This window comes from Niabella ginsenosidivorans, assembly GCF_001654455.1.
GTDB classification, from domain to species: domain Bacteria; phylum Bacteroidota; class Bacteroidia; order Chitinophagales; family Chitinophagaceae; genus Niabella; species Niabella ginsenosidivorans.
The window spans coordinates 5586783-5605132 of the sequence record NZ_CP015772.1 but is presented as its reverse complement, the minus strand read 5'-3'; the positions used below and the strand labels follow the sequence as shown (position 1 = coordinate 5605132).

The 18350-nt window shown below is 45.4% G+C and carries 11 protein-coding genes; all 11 read right to left on the bottom strand.

The window, feature by feature from the left end; genetic code table 11:
- Nucleotides 1–19 precede the first annotated feature (19 nt).
- Entirely contained in the window at nucleotides 20–1921 is a 1902-nt protein-coding gene (locus A8C56_RS23710; RefSeq protein ID WP_067761282.1) for a sulfatase family protein, read from the bottom strand.
- A 252-nt stretch (nucleotides 1922–2173) separates the two neighbouring features.
- Nucleotides 2174–4537, bottom strand: a complete 2364-nt coding sequence (locus tag A8C56_RS23705) for an alpha-L-rhamnosidase-related protein (RefSeq protein ID WP_067761279.1) — start codon at nucleotides 4535–4537, stop codon at nucleotides 2174–2176.
- A complete protein-coding gene (locus A8C56_RS23700) occupies nucleotides 4534–5997 on the bottom strand; it encodes an arylsulfatase (protein ID WP_067761277.1) in 1464 nt (487 codons plus the stop codon). The genes A8C56_RS23705 and A8C56_RS23700 overlap by 4 nt, the downstream gene beginning before the upstream one ends.
- Before the next feature lie 9 nt (nucleotides 5998–6006).
- Complete coding sequence (locus tag A8C56_RS23695) at nucleotides 6007–7497, bottom strand: sulfatase (protein WP_067761275.1); 1491 nt, start codon at nucleotides 7495–7497, stop codon at nucleotides 6007–6009.
- Between the two features lies 1 nt (nucleotide 7498).
- A complete protein-coding gene (locus A8C56_RS23690) occupies nucleotides 7499–8890 on the bottom strand; it encodes a sulfatase family protein (RefSeq protein ID WP_067761273.1) in 1392 nt (463 codons plus the stop codon).
- A 6-nt stretch (nucleotides 8891–8896) separates the two neighbouring features.
- Nucleotides 8897–10036 carry a TolB-like translocation protein gene (locus A8C56_RS23685; RefSeq protein WP_169818829.1) on the bottom strand — a complete coding sequence of 380 codons (1140 nt, stop codon included), beginning with the start codon at nucleotides 10034–10036 and terminating at the stop codon, nucleotides 8897–8899.
- Between the two features lie 52 nt (nucleotides 10037–10088).
- On the bottom strand, nucleotides 10089–11282 hold the full coding sequence (locus A8C56_RS23680) for a PD40 domain-containing protein (RefSeq protein WP_067761267.1): 1194 nt from the start codon (nucleotides 11280–11282) through the stop codon (nucleotides 10089–10091).
- A gap of 1 nt (nucleotide 11283) precedes the next feature.
- The gene (locus A8C56_RS23675) at nucleotides 11284–12456 is read right to left on the bottom strand and encodes a TolB-like translocation protein (protein ID WP_157098084.1); all 1173 of its coding nucleotides are present in this window, start codon (nucleotides 12454–12456) and stop codon (nucleotides 11284–11286) included.
- Nucleotides 12453–13130 (bottom strand): DUF6250 domain-containing protein, encoded by a 678-nt coding sequence (locus A8C56_RS23670; RefSeq protein ID WP_067761261.1) that lies wholly within the window; start codon nucleotides 13128–13130, stop codon nucleotides 12453–12455. Before A8C56_RS23670 ends, A8C56_RS23675 begins: the two co-directional genes overlap by 4 nt.
- Nucleotides 13131–13168: 38 nt before the next feature.
- Nucleotides 13169–14839 carry a RagB/SusD family nutrient uptake outer membrane protein gene (locus A8C56_RS23665; RefSeq protein ID WP_067761258.1) on the bottom strand — a complete coding sequence of 557 codons (1671 nt, stop codon included), beginning with the start codon at nucleotides 14837–14839 and terminating at the stop codon, nucleotides 13169–13171.
- Nucleotides 14840–14868: 29 nt separating this feature from the next.
- Nucleotides 14869–18225, bottom strand: a complete 3357-nt coding sequence (locus tag A8C56_RS23660) for a TonB-dependent receptor (protein ID WP_067761255.1) — start codon at nucleotides 18223–18225, stop codon at nucleotides 14869–14871.
- Between the last annotated feature and the right edge of the window lie 125 nt (nucleotides 18226–18350).

Genomic DNA, 18350 nt, shown 5'->3' with positions numbered 1-18350 from the left:
TCAATAAGCACTTTATTTTTTACTGACGATGGTCTATGTCATTGGGCACCAGTTTCAGGCTTCCTAAAAAATCCATACAGGCGGCTTTGGCAGCATAGCTCCGTCCTTTTACCTGCCGGCATTGCTGAACCGCCTCTATAAAAGGCTCCTTATAATTACTGTAGAGTAAAAAATTAACACTCATCAATGCCCAATACTGATTTCCGCCCATCATGTACCGGATCAGGCAATCCTTTGCCCCCGGATCCTGATCCAATTCATAAAGAATGGCTGCTGCTGTTATAGCAACGGGCGGGTATGCATCAGCAAGTAATGGAGATAGTTTGCCGGTATAAGGTCTCAGCTCCTGCGGTTTTTGAGCCCGCAGTCCGGTCACGGCCCAATAGCGAACGATCTTATTGGTACTGTTAAGCAATGCTAATTGCTGTGTCAATACTTTTTTGCTTCTAAAACCGGAAAGTGACGCTGCACGATAGATCTGTTGCAGATCGTATAATTTCCCGTTCAACCGGTATTCATAGGGCGTAGTAAATTTTGAAAGGGTATCTAGTTCCCCTTCGGGAAGCAATAGCACATCTTTACTTTTAAGAAGCTCCTTTTCCATTGAAGCACGCATTTGCATGAGCCTGCCCCGGGATTTTTCTGATCCTGAAAGATTATTGGTTTCCCAGGGATCATTTTTTAAATCAAAAAGAAATTCGGCAGGTCGTGGCTCCAACAAACTTTTTTGCAAAGGATTTAGATTTCCTTTTTCATAATCGCTGCGGATCAATTGCTTGATCCTTCCGATCTCCATATAGCGGATATACCGGAGTTCCGGTACAAAGGGCATAAAGTTTCTTGCATAGAAATAATGTCCGTCTGTTACGGCACGAACAAGATCCGGCCCATTGTCTGACCGGTCAGAAGAAAGGTTTAAATATTTTGGCGGCGCCTGACGCTGATGGCCCATAAAAGCCCTGCCTGTCATATATCCGGGTATCTGCCCGCCGGCAAGCGACAACATAGTGGGCGCCAGATCTGTAAAATCAATCAGTTCGCTGGAAACCACACCCGTTCCCCACGGAGATAAATGCTGGTACATTTTGGGGAACCAGATCACAAAGGGCACGCGAAAGCCAAAGCGGATACCGTTTGTTTTTCCTCTCGGAATGCCTTCGCCATGATCACCATAAAAAACAATAATGGTGCTGTCCATAAGACCATCTGCTTTCAGCCTGGCCAGCAGTTCCCCAATACGTTTATCCGTAAGAGAAAGGGAGTTATACACCCGTGCCATTTCCTTTCGCATTTCCGGTGTATCGTGGTAAAAGGGCGGCATTTCAAAAGCGTTGTCAGCAACGATTTCATCTTTATCCAGGTGACTTAAAATGGCTTTCTCATAACGGTCATAAGGGTTCGTCATCGTGTTGGACTGATGCGATGCGTTGAAGTTAAATACCGCAAAAAAGGGTTGGCCGGGTTTCCGGTTCCACCAGCCCGTTTTTACATTGCTTTCGTTCCAGGCTTCTTTTGTATATGCGGATTCGTTGCTTACGTTATAATCCGTTTTGGCTGAATTGGTGGTATAATAGCCGGCCTGCTGCAGATAGTAGGGAAACCCTTTCATAAATTCCGGTACGGGAAAAGCGCTGCGATGATGTCCTGTGCCCGTGCAATAGGTTTTAACGCCGGTTATAATAGCTGTGCGACTTGGAGAACATACGGTACCTGTTGAAAATGCATTAGTGAACCGCACACCTTCTTTTGCCAGCTGATCGATGTTGGGCGTGTGCGCCGCTTTGTTGCCATAGCAGCCGATGAACTCCGGAGAGGTATCTTCAATAGTAACCCATAGTACATTGGGTTTTTGCTGGCACCAGGCTGTCAGAGTACAACAGGAAAAACAAAATAATAAAATGGATCGTAAATATTTTTTCATTTAAATCGTATTGCTGTTTAATAGTATTCTTTCCGGGTTTTAGCTATTGCGCTTTCTTTATAATGGCCGGCGCGTGCGGACACGTGCCAGGGCCGAAAAACAATATTTCAAAGATGGATTCATATAATCTCAGTTTAACCATTCATTTGAACCATTAAGGAATCAGGACCATTAAGCGATCCCTTCACGAAAGCCCCGGTTCGTGTCCAACGAACCGAAAAAATGTTATACATTCCTTTCAACAGATACATCCTATTCATATTTAATCCCGTTTTTTCCCGGGTTGAGTTTTTGAATTTTTCCTTTATAAACAAATACCCCATCCAGCCCGGCAGGTAATTCCACTTCTCCGGTCAATTCGCTATCGGATGCTGAGAGGCTCATGCTTATATCACCTGCCGGATGCGGCATTTTTGCCTTCACATATTCCAGGTGCCCTAAATGAGGCGCTATACGCACGGATTTAAATCCCGGTACCGCCGGCTCAATTCCACACACCAGCGATAACAAATCATAATTAGGGCTGGCGCTCCACGCATGGCAATCGGACCGGGTTGGTTCCGGCTTTTCGGCAAAGGTGGTCAGTCCGAGGGCCAGCATATCCTTCCAGGGCTGCAGCATATCCAGGTATTCATTTGCCAGGCCTATCTTCTTCAACGCCCTGAACAGGTAGAAACGATAATACAGCGTGGTCTGTATCAAACTGCTGTCACCAACAATTTTGTTAAAAAGTAGTTTCTGATCATTTGCAGGAAGGGCATCGGAAAGAATGGCCATGATATTAGCATGCTGGCTAAAGCTGGTATGCCTTATATCGTCTGCGAATAATTTTTTATTATCATCCCAGCAATTCTTTTTAACAGCAGCTAAAAGAGTCGTATATAATTTGCTGTAATGAAGTGCTAACGCCTTTTCATTCATCAGGGAAAGCAGGGAAACCACATCTTTTAATGTATAGGCAAACTGAAGCGTGAGTATGGAGCTTCCCCCACTCATCCCGCCCGGAGGTACACCCCCCAAAGGTCTTTCATTGTCCCAGCGCCAAGGACGCGCCCAGTCTACAAAATTCCAGTGCGGTAATGCGCCCAGCATTCCTGTTTGCTGATCCAGTTTGCCTTCAAACCAGTTTAATACTAATTTTACACCGGGCATGCATTCTTTGATCAACGCTGTATCACCACGAAGCATCCAATGATCATGGATCATATTGATCCAAAACAGGGAAAAAGGCGGTATGAACTGCATCTGGCAAACAGGATAGCGGCTATTGGTAATGCCTTCATAAGTACGCGACCAGTTAAACATCCTGATCGCTTTGCGCATCAGCCGGTCATCGCCATCTACATATAAAGAAATAAGGGCCTGGATGCGGGTATCTCCTATATACTGCAATTGCTCATAATAGGGGCAATCAAAATACGTTTCATGAGCGCAAAGCCGGGCGGTACGCCAGCCGGTCTTCCATATAGTATCCAAACTTTTATCATCACTTTCAAAAGAAGCGTTTTCCCTGAAGGGGTAAGCGCTGAACATTCCGTAAAGATCCTCTATCTGCAATGGATCCTTGCCGGTTTCAATTTCCAGCTGAATATAGCGCCAGGTACGGAACCACAAAGGCCGGAACAAACGCTGCTTACCGCCGTCAGCAATAAAATAATCCGCCGGGGCTTTGATCAGCTCATAACCATTCACTTCATTCCGGTTGCCCTTTTTATTATTTTTAAACAGGGTTTCAGCATAGCTTAATTTGATCCTTGCATCTTTGCCGCCACTCACCCATAATTCAGGATAACCGGTTGTTAAAAAATCCTGGTCGATCAGCAGCGCTATTTTTCTTCTGGCAGGAATCAATAGTTTACCGGATTTTGCAGGCCATCCGGCTGAAACCGTTATCCCTTCTGCTTTTCGCACCCTGCTCATCCGCAGTCTGGTTGCTTCCATCTGCGGTATATCCTGCGGCGTCAGCACCCAGGAATAGCTGGTGCCCGATCCATAGGGCATACCACGTTCCAGCAGCGTTGCAGCTGACCAACTCCCATCATCATAGCCTATTTGTTCCCAACCCCAGGGATATTCCGCCGCGTTAACACTATCTGATGCACCTACAGAATAGTTATATGAGATAGCAGGTGTATATGCAGGGTTCTGCATCACTTTCCATGTTTGGTTGGTATTAACTACCGAATCTTCAACGGCAGTACTTTGGATGATCAGACCGGTGCGGTTGCTAATCTGCGCCAGTGGGCGGTATTCGCCCATGTTCCAGACAACAGCGCTGATCGTATTTTCACCCTGCTTCAGATAGCCCGCAATATCAACCGGCTCATAATACCAATGCATCAGGTCGCCTCTTGCAGGGCCCTCGCTTACCGGTACACCGTTTACAAAAAGACGATACCGGTTGTCTGCTGAAACATTAATAAAAAAAGTTGCCGGTTGTTGAGGCAGGTTAAAACTTTTGCGAAAATGATATACCCCATAGCCTGTGGGGGCAGCACCCGGGCAGGCTATCCAGTACGCCGGCCACTTAGCATTTAAGTCCACCTCAGCTGCATAAGCCCCAAACGAGCAGCTCATCAAAAGAAGTAACAGGACGGTATGTCTGGCTTTATTCATTTTATTGTTTCAACAAAAGGGAATTGAGGCGAGGGAACTCTTGAATGCTCCATTAGCTCCTGCAGCTCTTTAACGATTTCAGGATGTTGTGCAGCTATATTTTCATTTTCGCCGGGATCCTTATCCAGGTTAAACAACTCAGCCTTTCTTTTTTCTTTATTGAGCACATTATATACCACGTATTTCCATTTGCCTTTCCTGATGGCCTGTCTGCCCCCCCATTCATGAAACTCCCAATACAGGTAATCATGCTCCTTTTGCTTTCCCTTACCTAAAAGCGTGGGCAAAAACGATATGCCCTGAGTATTAACGGGCGTTTTTACTTTTACAATGCCGGCCAGTGTGGGCATTACATCCCAAAAAGCAGAAAGGTGGCTGGTTTTGCTGGCTGGCGCAATATGACCCGGCCAGCGCGCCAGCATCGGTTCACGTATGCCTCCTTCACAGAGGTCTCTCTTATATCCCCGGTAAGGGCCATTGCTATTAAAATAATCAGGGTCGGCACCTCCTTCTTTGTGCGGGCCATTGTCCGATGAAAAGATAATGAGCGTATTCTCTTCCAGCCCGTATTGCTTTAACCGATCCAGTATTTCTCCTACCTGGTGGTCTAACAAAGTGATCATGGCGGCAAAGGCAGCATGAGCTTCGGGCTGGCTTTCAAAGCCGCCTCTTTTGTAGTTATGATCGCCATATTTTGCGCCCTTAAATGATTTTTCGGGCAAAAACTTTCCCCTGAATTGCGCCATGTACGCTTCCGGCGCTACCAGTTCAGCATGAGGAATAATAGTCGGGTAGTAAAGAAAAAATGGCTTATCCCGGTTTTCATCAATAAAATGCAGTACCTGCTGATGGATCAGCTCAGGCGCATAATCCACTTTTTTATCAGGATAATTTTTTTCCAGCAACACTTTTTGCTGGTTGTGCCACAGAAAATCAGGATAGTAGCTATGCGCCAGTCCCTGCGAAATATACCCGTAAAACTCATCAAACCCCTGCCGGTTCGGATCACCTTCAGAACCAACAGCGCCCAAGCCCCATTTGCCAAAGGCGCCGGTAGCATAGCCGGCCTGCTTCATGATCTCAGCTATGGTAGTAACGGAATCGGGCATGAAGGCGGGTTTTTTATTGCCGGTGCTGTTGCCTCTTATGGGTGTGTAGCCCGTGTGCTGCCCCGTCATTAATGATGACCGGGACGGTGCGCACACCGCTGTTCCTGCATAATGCTGTGTAAACAGCATGCCTTCCCGGGCAATGCGGTCAATATTCGGCGTTCGAAAGCGCTGCTGCCCGTAACAGCTCAGATCGCCATACCCCATATCATCCGCCAGTATATAAATGATGTTGGGTTTATGGGATGTTTTAGCCGGAACAGGAGCCTGGGCGGCTACCCCGTCCGGGGATGAAACCAGCAACAAAATAAACAGCAACCAGCGGATCTTTATCTTAAATAGTACACTCATTAAATACGATTATTTACCTGGGTTTATAGCTGCTTTTTTTATCACTTTCAGCCCTTTGGGCGGAACCGCTGCTTCCCGGATCCTTTCATTCAGCTCTTCATCCAACTGACTGATCAGCTTTTCATACTGCGGATCATTTGCCCGGTTTTTCATTTCATCCGGGTCCTCAACGCGGTTATACAACTCAATCATTCCTTTTCCTCCTTTGCCCCACCGGGTGTACCTGTACTTTTCTGTCCGCAGCGTATACCCGCCGGGGATCTGGGTGAGCGAGCTGTTCCTTGTTTTTTCTGAAGGAGTATTGAGCAGCTTTTTGAAGCTGGTTCCCGCTACATATTCCGGCATGTGCAGCCCTGCCAGCTGGCTTAATGTAGGGTACAGATCGATCAGTTCCACAATGGAAGTACAGGTTTTACCCCTGTTGTGCATCCCCGGCGCATCAATGATCAGCGGTACGCGGTCCGAATTTTCAAACAGCGTGTTTTTTTGATAGTACCCATGTTCTCCCATGTGGTACCCGTGATCAGATGTAAATACCACGATCGTCTGATCTCTTAAGCCCAGGCTGTCCAGTGCCTGCAACACTTTCCCAACCTGCGCGTCCATAAAAGAGATGACCGCGTAGTATCCCTGTATGGCGCACCGGGCCAGCGAATCCGGTAAATTCAGCTGTTCTTTAAAGCGGGACAGCACTTTTACTGCGGGCTGGGGCAATGTTGAAAAGTAATCAGGATCAACCCGGGGCACGCGTATATCATCCCTGTTATAAAGATCAAAGTATTTAGAAGGCGCTACAAAAGGCGTATGCGGCTTATAAAAACCAACACCCAGGAAGAACGGGGTATTTTTCTCTTTATATTTTTTAAGTAATTCAATTGCCTGCAGGGCAACTTTTCCATCGGTATGGTCTTCATCTTTTCCCTCAGCCGAAAGCCAGCTTAACGTGGCTCCAAAAGCGCCCGGCCGCAGGCTAAAGATTTTATTTTCCAGATCCTTGTCAATCCCCCTCGGGTAATACCGTTCGTTCCAGGAGACTGAGTCATCATGGCCCGGTGTACCTATACCCCCGGGGTTATCATAATGAAACAGCTTGCCAACCCGGGCGGAAATATAGCCCTGGTTCATAAAATTCTGAGGCAGGGTAACTACATCCGGAACATGCTGCCTTATATAATCGCGCAGGTTATAATGACCGGTCTGATCCGGATACAGCCCCGTTAATATGCTTCCCCTGGAGGGGCCGCATAACGGGAAATTGCAAAAAGTGTTTGTAAACAGCAGCCCCTGTTTTGCAAGCCTGTCAATATTGGGCGTTTTAACCAGGTAATGCCCGTAAGCGCCCAGGTCACAATTGAGATCATCGGCAATGATAAAAAGAACGTTCATCTTTTTGTGCTGGGCATTGAGCTGTATGGCCGCTGCTGTTAACATTATCAACAGTAACCAGGAACCATAGCACTGGGTTTGTTTTTTAAATAATCGAAATAAATAGTCCATCATTTTATAAATTTTGATCTTTCAGCATTTCTAATGCTTTATTGTCGCTATATTTTTTTGCCCATTCTTTTAAATAATGGCGGTGTGCTTCCAGCACCTCCCTGTATTGGGGAAGACGTGCCAGGTCCTGCATTTCACCGGGGTCTTCATCCATATCAAACAAAGATTCCCGTCGTTTTCCCTCATCATAGACCCAGTATTTAAAATGATCACTGCGTACCATCCGCCCTTCCGGTTTAAAAGTTTTTTTACCCGGAATATCTTTACCAACAGCCAGCCTGTTAGCAACAACAACATATTGCCTGCGCGGATCAGGCTTCAAAACATTGCAGCCGGGCAATGCCGCCGGCAGATCAATGCCTGCGTACGCACAAATAGTAGGAATCAGGTCGATGCCCGTATTGACAAGGTCATCCGATGTTCCGGGCTTCAAACCCGGGCTGGATAAAATAAAGGGTACCCGCGCTGCTTCTTCGTAAAAAACGGTCTTTTGATTCCATTGATGGGCGCCCTGCATATCTCCATGATCACTGAGGAAAACAATGAGCGTATTTTCATACTGGCCGGATGCTTTTAATGCCTTTAAAACCGTTCCTATATAAGCATCCACTTTTTCAATTAGCCGGTAATAGGCCCACCGGTATGCACGCCATTGGGAATCAGTAAAATTTCCTACAGGAAATTGCGGGCTGGACTGGGTGAACCTGCGCATCTCCCGGTTGATATCGCTTTCATTAAACGTTGGTGCATGATTGGGCAATAGCGGCGGGCATTCAGCCAGTGCCGGGGGAACACCTATAGCTCCATCCGGTAATTGATCGCCCCTTGCCCATTCACATATATTGTGCGGATTGACAAAGGAAACGACCAGTAAAAACGGCTGTGCTCTTTTTTTATTAATGAATTGAACCGCAGCGCCGGGCAAAAGGCTATCCGCTCCTCCCAGCTGGTTATTTTGCAGCCATTGAAAACCACTCACTGATGTATTTTTTAAAGGGAACAGAGGAACATGCCATTTTCCTACATACCCCGTTTCATAGCCCTTTGCAGTAAAATAAGTGCCCATCACCGGGAAGGATGCATTACCGGTTGCCGCACTTTTATTATCCATTACTCCCAGCTCATGCGGGTACCTGCCGGTAAACATAGACGACCGGGATGGTGTGCAAAGCGGGTTGGCACAATACGCCCTGGCAAAGCGGACACCGTTTTTTGCCAGTGCATCTATGTTAGGCGTATGAAAATACCGGCTACCTGCAACAGCGCTTATTGCATCGGCAGACTGCTCATCGGTAATGATAATAAGCACATTCTTTGGGGGCTTTATTTCCTGACCAGCGACAGGCAACCCCGCCCATAAACAAAAAACCACTATGCTGATCCATTTTAAATTCATTGTATACTACTTTATTTCATAGTAAAAAATACCGGCATATTTTTCATTCAATGGTCTTGAGTAATAAAGGCGTTTCCCATCCCGTGAAAAGGCAGGGTTTACATGAAAACGCCGCTTCCATACCACATCGTAAGGGTTGTACCTTGCAATTTCAATCGCTTTTTCAGGATGGCCGTTAGGATACAGCTTAAATACCACCGGGTTGGTCTGGTAAAAGGTTTCAGACGCAAACCATTTCCTGTCCGGTGATACTCCCAGGTGATTGCCACGCGGCGTCATGTTCCGTTGCAGCATATTTCCATCCAGGTCCACCCGTACCAGTGTAAAACGCTGCTTCAGATCTTCCGGCTTTTTGCCGTCTTTTTCATAGCGCAGGTGCCCGATCATTGATCCATTGTCATACCAGATGGAATGCAGTGTTTGTGTCATTATTTTAAGGCCGCTTCCATCCCTGTTACAGATCCCCTGTAACTGGTCCTCTTCAAACGGGCCTACATCCAACCGGAATGCAATTTTTTTTCCATCGGGCGAATACTGGCAATGAAGCGCCCGCCAGTCCTTTACAGCGGCTATTTTTTCAGCAGGCAGGTTAGCCGGCAACGGCACTTTAGCGATCTCCGTATTGGTAAGGATCCGCTTTGTTTCAAACGTGTTACAATCCAGCTCATAAATACCAGGAGCGCCGTCTCCTTCACCACTGTAAATATTATACATGATCTTATTCTCATAAGGATAGTGCCCGAGCCCTGCACCCGTTATTTTTTTTGTCAGCAGGTCTTTTCCGCTCTGAGCATCCACAATCCTGATACGACCTTTATCAAAAAACGCTATACGTTTATTATCGATCCATTGCGCTTCCACACCATTATGCGCTACGGTTCCATTAATGTCTGTCAGCTTCCTGTGGTTTTTCAGATCCCGGTCACAAACCCAAAGCTCGCCGGGCACAAATTCTTCCCTGCCATAAGGTTCTTTTTTACACCGGACATAAACAAGGGTCTTTCCGTCCGGGCTCTCCGGGCTGGTGTTATAAAATGAAAAAACAGCAGACATACCATCAGGGCCTACCTGGTGCTCTTTGCCGGGAACCTGCTGCGCACGGGCCACAGAAGTGGTAACAGTCATCAAAATAACCACTGCGATCAAACAGGAAACCCGATTACATAGCCTCCCAAAAGGGGATGTTACCGCTATTGGATCATTTGATTTCGTAATAAAAAGTTCCATTATATTTATTATTTAGCGGATGACTTAAATAAATACGTTTCCCGTCACGCGAAAAGGCAGGATTTACATGAAAACGGCGGTTCCAGGTAATATCATAAGGATCAAAACGCGCGATCGTGACGGTAGCTTCGGGGTGTCCAATGGTGTACAACTGAACAACTACCGGGTTGGTTTTGTAAAATGTTTCGGATACAAAATGCTGCCTGTCCGGAGACATGGCCAGGTGGTTTCCGGGAGGCGTCATCTCTTCTTCCAGGATGTTACCGTCCAGGTCCCATCGGGTAAGCGTATATCTTTTCTCCTTCACTTCCGGTCGTTTGCCATTTTTATCAACCTGTAAATGCCCAACGATGGATGTATTGTTGTACCAAAAAAAGTGCAGCGCTTTATTCATAATCTTTAATCCGGAGCCATCTGCATTGCAAATACCCAGCAGTTGCGATCTTTCAGAGGAGCCAATATCTAAACGAAAAGCGATCCTTTTTCCATCCGGTGAATACTGGCTGTGCAGGGTACGCCAGTATTTCAGCGAATCAATATCTTTTTGCTGCAAATAAGCGGGAAGGGTTACTTTAGCACAATCCTTTATACTCAATACCAAACGGCTTTGTTGCGTATTACAATCCAGCTCATAAATGCCCTGTGCTCCCCGTCCGTCATCGGTATAGATATTATAAAGTATTTTGCCCTGATGGGGTTGATGCCCAAGCCCATCGGCCTGTAACGCCTTTTTCAGCAGGTCTTTTCCTGTATGAATATCTACCAGGCGTACTTTGCCACTGTCAAAAAACGCTATACGTTTATTATCGATCCATTGCGCTTCCACACCATTATGCGCTGCTGTTCCGGCAATGGCAATCACCTTATGATGCTGCTTCAGGTGCCGGTTACAGACCCATAATTCAGCAGGAGCAAAATGATCTCTGCCCGATGGCTCCTTTTTACAACGGACATACGCGATCGTACTACCGTCCGGGCTTTCCGGGCAGGTATTAAAAAAAGAAAAAATAGTTGATGCACCACCAGCGCCTATCTGATGCTCCACCAATTGCGGTTGCTGTAAAGGTTTAACCTGCTGAGCATTAACAGCACCTGCCAGCACCATTGCGATCATGGTGATACCCACGGCGCACCTTTTTGCAAGGTGTTGTATGCCTTTATTCATTTTATGAGATCTCAATAAAAAAAGTACCATTATACATTTCATTTAGTGGCCTGGAGTAATAGACCCGTTTCCCATCCCGCGAAAAAGAGGGGTTCACATGAAATTTTTTCTTCCAGGTGATATTAAAAGGATCAAAACGGCAAATTTCTGACGGAGCTTTGCCTGCACCGGAGTAAAGCGTAACAATGACCGGGTTGGTTTGATAAAAAGTTTCGGACACAAAATAGTTTTTGTCCGGGGATATGGCAAGATGGTTGCCCCTTGGAGCCATCATTTGCCGGATCACATTTCCATCCAGATCCCAGCGGGTGAGGGAATATCTTCGTCCATAGGGTTCCGGTCTTTTTCCATCCGGCTCATTGCTCAAATGCCCGACTATTGACGTATTGTTGTACCATAGAAAATGAAGGGGCTTCATCCAGGCTTTCATACCGGAGCCGTCAATATTGCAAAGACCCAGCAATATGGTATTCTCCTCAGGCCCCAATTCAATCCGAAAGCATATTTTTTTTCCATCCGGTGCATATTGCAGGTGCGAAAGCTGCCATTGCAGCAAGGGGCATAACGAACCCTTCTTCATAAATACAGGTACCGGAAGCGCTGCCAGCTCCTTTAGCCGTAATACCGTGCGCACCTGCTGTGTATTGCAATCGAGCTCATAGATGGCAGGTTCCCCGGGCACTTTTCCCTCACAGATGGAATAAAGTAATTTTCCATTAAATGTTTCATGCCCGATCTCTGCCGCCATCAGCTTTTTATGAAGCAGGTCTTTGCCGGACCGGATATCTATTACCCGCAGCAGCATATCATCCAGCAACGCGATCCGGTTGTTATCGACCCATTGCGCTTCCGCTCCATCGTGAACAGAAATTTTCCTGATACCGGCAACCTTACGATGTTGTTTAAGATCATGATCACAAACCCAAAGCGAAGCCGGTACACGGGGTTTGCCCCGTTCCGGTTCTTTTTCACATCGTATATAGGCAATAGTATGGCCATCGGGACTTTCCGGACAGGTATTAAAGTAAGAAAAGATGGTGGAGGCACCGCCCCTGCCTACCTGTATTTCTTTAAATGTTGTTTTGTCATCCGGCAGTACAGCTCCCGATTGTTTGACAGGAGGGCTCAAAAAAAGAAGAACGGATATTGCAGGTACTAAAATCGCTGTTCTCATATTCTTTTAATTAAAAGATCATCAATTTCCAATGCCGTATGCCAGGTACGGAATCCAAACAATCCCTTGTTATATGATTCTCCGGGTTCACTGCTTACCAGGTCCAATACTTTATTCCGGTCTTCCCAATACTCAAAATGATTGCCTTTCCTGATCAATTTTATATGTACTTTTTTTCCGCGGATATTCCTGTACTGACGGGCTTCTGCCATCAATTTGAAACCCGGGTTTTTTCTGAAACGGTAGCGAATTGCTGAAGTATCTCCATTTGTAACATTCGTAACAATAAAACCATTCAGCTGGTGATACTTCCGGTAAAGGCCGTCCTGTCGCGTTGCTGCAGTTTGCCGGAGAGGCTTACCGGACGGATCGCTGTACATAAAGAATACATTTATGTTATTGGCATCATCGGCAGAGGACAGCAGATACACATCGAATTCAATGCTGACATCTCCTATTATTTCTTTATCCAGCCAAACCGATGAAGCACGGGGTACTGCTGTATCCGCATCGATCCGCAGGCGGCCATTGCGAATGGTTACAGCATTGCCTTCGCTCCAGAAGGATCCGGGTGGCTCCCCGTCAGGATAATCAAAGTGCTCGGTAAATAGCCGGTCACTCTGATTGCCCATCAACAAGAGCATCCCGATACCAATAATCAATAACTGGTACATGCATCTCTTTTTTAGTAAAAAATCCGGGCGGGATTCTATCAGTCCCAGTTCGGATTCTGGGTCAATAAAGGGTTCAGATCTATTTCATCCCCCGGAATCGGGAACAAATAATCCCGGTCTTCTCTAAAGACTTTTGTAAAAAGCTTCACAAACCTGAAATCCACTACGTCATTATTAAGTCCAAAAACCGGATCCTGCGCAGGCGTCAAATGAGCTACATGCCACCTTTTCACATCAAAGTATAAATGCGTTTCGAACATCAGCTCCTTATAGCGTTCCAGCCTGATCGCACGCTGCATCTGGTCTTTGCTTAGTCCTGTGGGAAGATCTACAATTTTCGCCCTTTTCCTTACGCGGTTCACGGCATCATACACTTCGGGTAAAGGGCCTTTTGCTTCATTAACGGCTTCCGCATACATCAGTAATACATCCGCAAAACGAACCAGCGGGAAATTGGTCGGACAGGTACTGGGATTCAGAATATTTTCTTCTCCCAGCGTCAGGAACTTGCGGATAGGTATCACACCCACCGTGGTACTCCAGGTCGTACGTAATGCAGGCGTGTCGGCATTGATATATGTGTTGTAAGGCCAGTAGAGTTTATAGTACATATTGTTATTGCCGAAAAAAGTAGATCCGGGCAGAATAACGCTTTGGCCAAGACGTACATCAGCATCTGCGAATGTAGTGTCGTACCAGTGAATGAGGTCTTTTCCGTAATCTACTTCTGCGGTGCTGCCGGTATAGGCTGTCCTTTGGGGTATGGTTGTAAGATCAAAAGGTGTTCCGTTCTTATGGGTAAATACACTTAATGCTGTTGTTGCGGCTTCTGCATAATCTTCTCCGCCTACGCCTCCGCTCCGGTTGCCGTACCAACGCTCAAAAGTGCTGCCCGTGCCTGCTTCCATGGCATATTGCAGCTCAAAAACAGACTCTTTATTATTTTGGGTCTGCCAGTAAAAAGAATCACCAAAATTGTCTGTAAGATCATAGGTATAGGGTGCCTGTAATAACTTGGCAAATTCCGCTTCGGCTTCATCCCAGCGTTGCAGGTATAAGTAGGTTTTCCCCAGCATGGCAATAGCTGCACCCTGGGTAGCCCTGCCCACATCCGCAGAGGTATAGCTTACCGGTAGTCTTTGCGCCGCATCTTTAAAATCATCGATCACTAATTGCTGCACCTCTGCAACAGGTGACCTGGGAAGAAAGGTTTCCGATACAGGTGTGGGTTTATCAATCAGCACCACATCCCCAAAATAATTCCAAAGGTAGAAATAGCATAAACCCCTGAAGAATTTGGCTTCACCGATCAGCCTGTTCCGCAAGTCTTCTGTTACATTTTCATTGTTATCAAGGCCTGCTATAACATCATTTGCATAAATAATGGGCTTATAAAAATTGGTATATATGTTTAATATGCCTGTTCCACGGTTGGTACCAAGCCCCATGGAGAAGGCATTGCTGGCTGCCCTGCCATAAGAATAACTATCCGGGCCGAGATTAGTGGTAACATTTATAAACGGATCCAGAAAGGCTTTCTGTGAAGCAGCCTGGTAGATGCCGTTAACGGCTAATTTGGCATTGGCATCGTTCTCAAATATTTTGGTACTTGATATACCATCATAAGGAACCGTATCCAGGAAGTTTTTATTGCATGCCATAAAGGGCAGGGAAAATAAAATGGCGATTATATAAATTCTGAAATTCATGATCTGGATTGTTTTGTGGATGATAATAGTTAAAAACTGATTTGAAGGCCGAATGACGCCACTTTTCCCAGTGGATAAGAGGCTTCGTCATTCGTAGACCTTGACATTTCCGGATCGAGGTTCGGCCAATTTGTCCACGTAAAATAATTTTCCAAATTGGCAAAAACCCTGAACTTATTGAGCTTGAGCGACCTTATGATTGAATTGGGCAACGAATATCCTAATTGCAATGAGCGGATCTTAAAGTAATCTGCCCTATGCAGGAAAAAATCAGAAGTCTGGTTATTGACCTGGCTGCCTGCATATACCTTAGGAATATTCGTATTGGTATTTTCGGGCGTCCACATATTCAGATACTCAGTAGGGTATATATAGTTACCGGTATTGTGAGTGAGTGCATAAACAGAAGAGCTCAGATACCGGTCCCATTTACCTACCCCGCTAAAATAAACGCTGAGGTCAATACCCGCATAGTCAAGCGTAATACTTCCTCCATAGTTAAATACAGGGATAGGATTGCCCTTCAATACCCGGTCGTCATCATTTATTTTTTTGTCGCCATTCTCATCTTTGTACAGAAAGTCACCGGGGTCGGGCGTAGCAGGTGAAAATGTATATCCTGCCGCCACCAGGTCATCCACTTCCTTTTGACTTTGAATGATATGATCTACTTCTCTCACCCAGAGAACTCCTATCGGGTACCCCTCTGTCCAAGCGGCAGCATTCTGGCCGTGCGGTTCTATGAAATCTCCTTTATAGCTTATGATCCGGTTCTGATTATAACTAAAATTTACATTGGTATAAATATTCAGTTTACCGATATGCTGTGCATAGCTGGCCTCTGCTTCAAAGCCGTAATTACGCACTTTGGCTGAATTGACCAGGGGAGCGCCAATACCGCCATTGGTAGCCGGAATGGGCAGATCGGTCAATATACTTTTTGTTAATTTGTTATAGTAATTTAAACTAAGATCCAGCCGGTTAAACAACCGCGTATCTATGCCTACATTGGTAACGGCGGTCGATTCCCAGGTAATGCTTTCATTACCAAAAGACGTATAAATAAGTCCTGAAGAAGGCACTTCATTAAAAGGATATTTGACTACAGAATAAAAATTCTGCCAGGCATAATTGCCGATGCCATTATTTCCGAGCTCTCCATAAGAAGCTTTCAGTTTGAAATTGGTAAAGACGTTTATCAATGGCTTAAAAAAATCCTCCCTGGAGATCATCCAGCCTACGGAACCTGATGGAAATAGTCCCCACCTGTGATCGGGCGAGAACCTTGATGAACCGTCATACCTCAGATCCGCTTCAAAAAGATATTTTCCATCATAATCGTAATTGAACCTTCCAAAAAAGGAGCGCATGGCATAATCATTGGCATTACCAGCCAGGTTCGTAATTTCCCCTGTAGCGGCGTCTAATACCGGGGTTTCATAACTCAGCAGATCCTGCCGGGCGCCTGCAAAACTCTGACCCTTAAAATACTCCTGGTTATAGCCCAGCAGTAAATGCCCGCGGTGTTTACCAAAAGCCCTTGTGTAATCGCCATATATATCTATTACCTGTCGTGCATTCTTTTGAAAATTATTTCTCAATGTCCTGATATTCCCGGAAGCATCACTTGTTTTTTCCCCTGTTTTAAAATTCCACAGGTCTGCAGGTTCCGTACCGCTCCATCCAAATTCCTGGTAGATATCAGCAAAGTAACTTGCTGTGATCGAGAGCCCCTTTAAAGGTGTCAGCACTCCAAAAACTTTTCCCTGGAAGCGGTTCCCTGTAGTTTCGCCGCGTGCCTGCTTTGCGGAACGTAAGGGGTTATTGGTGCTTACTTCATTATCCAGCTGCGGGGCGCCATACCTTCCATCCGGATTTTGAGGCAGGATAGACGGACTGCTTGCCCGGAACCACTGAAAAATATCATCGATGTCAACAGGATCCGACTTGGAGGAAATATAGGTGACATTATTTCCTAACCGAAGCCAGTCATTTACTTTATAAGAAAGATTATTACGGAAATTGATGCGGCGGAAAGCCGTGTTCGGGATCATACCATCATCATTATAATAATCCATGGAGGTATAAAAGTTCACTTTATCGTTTCCGCCCTTGGCCGATATATTATGATCCTGGACTATATTACGTTTTGTAATGGCATCCCACCAGTTGGTACTGGGGTATTTTATGGGATCTGTTTTAATGCCTTCGCTCCATTCTGCTATGTCTTCATCATTATACCAGGGATCAGAACCGGAGTTTTCCAGTGTCATATTGATCAGTTTCATATGATCAACGGTATTATAGGCCCAATCCGGTAATAACGTGGGTTTTTTCCATCCTACATAATTGTTATAGGTAAAATTTACCTTGCCGTTCATTCCTTTCCCCGTCTTTGTGGTAATCAGGATAACGCCATTGGAAGCTCTTGAGCCATAAATAGCGGCAGAAGCTGCGTCTTTTAAAATGGAAACAGATGCCACATCATTGGGGCTTACTGAATTGATATCCGCCACCTGCCCGTCTACGATCACCAATGGCTCCGAGCTTATGTTTAAAGAGCCTACACCTCTTACACTCAGGTCCGCATTATTATTGCCCCGGGGCAGGCCATTATTTTGCCGTACATTAATACCTGCCGCTAACCCGGCAATTGCAGACGAAACATTGGAGATGGCCCTGGAGTTCATAGATTGTTTGTCAAAATCGATACTGGAAACAGCCCCGGTAAGGTTCGCTTTCTTTTGCGTACCGTATCCTATTATAACTACCTGATCCAGCGATGCATCTGTCTTTTCCAGCACCACCACCATATTATTACTTACCGGTTGTTCTTTTGTAATATATCCTAATGAACTAAATACAAGGATGGCATTATCTGATTTTACGTTTAAGGAAAAACTGCCGTCTTCCCTGCTGGCGGTTCCATTATTCGTTCCTTTTTCAACAACGCTCACACCTGCCAGGGGATTACCCTCTTTATCATTTATTTTACCGGAAATAACCCGGGGTTTGTTGGCTTCCCCCGCAACAATAACTACAAGTGTATTATTAATTACCTGGTAGGATAATGATGTATTATGGAGCAGTTTATCCATAATAAAACTTAAAGTGGCATTTTCTGCTGAAATACTCACCTCTTTTTCTTTGGGAAGCGTTTCTGTTTTATATACAAACCTATAGTTCCCCTGCGCTTCTATTGCTTTAATTGCAGTTTCAACGGAAACATTCCTGAGATTTAAATTGATTGTTTGTGCTGAAATTGTATCTGCAAAAGCCTGAAAAGAAAATATCAAACTTAGTATAATGGCAAGTTTCGTCATTAGCAGGTATTTGATAATTCCACTGCCCCCAAACAGGGCAACAGAATTGTTATTTTTTTGCATAACTTTACATTGGTTTTTAGATAAATAAGTGTTGTCGCAAATACAGCTTTGTTTAAAAGCCCGGGAGAATGCTGGTAACATTCTCCTTTTTTATTGGAGTTATTTTAATCTTTCGTTTTCATACT

Bases quoted from the DNA above. Each gene is read 5' to 3' on its own strand.
- A8C56_RS23680 (WP_067761267.1), bottom strand. From the start codon at position 11,282: ATGAATAAAGGCATACAACACCTTGCAAAAAGGTGCGCCGTGGGTATC.
- A8C56_RS23690 (WP_067761273.1), bottom strand. From the start codon at position 8,890: ATGAATTTAAAATGGATCAGCATAGTGGTTTTTTGTTTATGGGCGGGG.
- A8C56_RS23675 (WP_157098084.1), bottom strand. From the start codon at position 12,456: ATGAGAACAGCGATTTTAGTACCTGCAATATCCGTTCTTCTTTTTTTG.
- A8C56_RS23695 (WP_067761275.1), bottom strand. From the start codon at position 7,497: ATGATGGACTATTTATTTCGATTATTTAAAAAACAAACCCAGTGCTAT.
- A8C56_RS23710 (WP_067761282.1), bottom strand. From the start codon at position 1,921: ATGAAAAAATATTTACGATCCATTTTATTATTTTGTTTTTCCTGTTGT.
- A8C56_RS23665 (WP_067761258.1), bottom strand. From the start codon at position 14,839: ATGAATTTCAGAATTTATATAATCGCCATTTTATTTTCCCTGCCCTTT.
- A8C56_RS23660 (WP_067761255.1), bottom strand. From the start codon at position 18,225: ATGCAAAAAAATAACAATTCTGTTGCCCTGTTTGGGGGCAGTGGAATT.
- A8C56_RS23705 (WP_067761279.1), bottom strand. From the start codon at position 4,537: ATGAATAAAGCCAGACATACCGTCCTGTTACTTCTTTTGATGAGCTGC.
- A8C56_RS23670 (WP_067761261.1), bottom strand. From the start codon at position 13,130: ATGTACCAGTTATTGATTATTGGTATCGGGATGCTCTTGTTGATGGGC.
- A8C56_RS23700 (WP_067761277.1), bottom strand. From the start codon at position 5,997: ATGAGTGTACTATTTAAGATAAAGATCCGCTGGTTGCTGTTTATTTTG.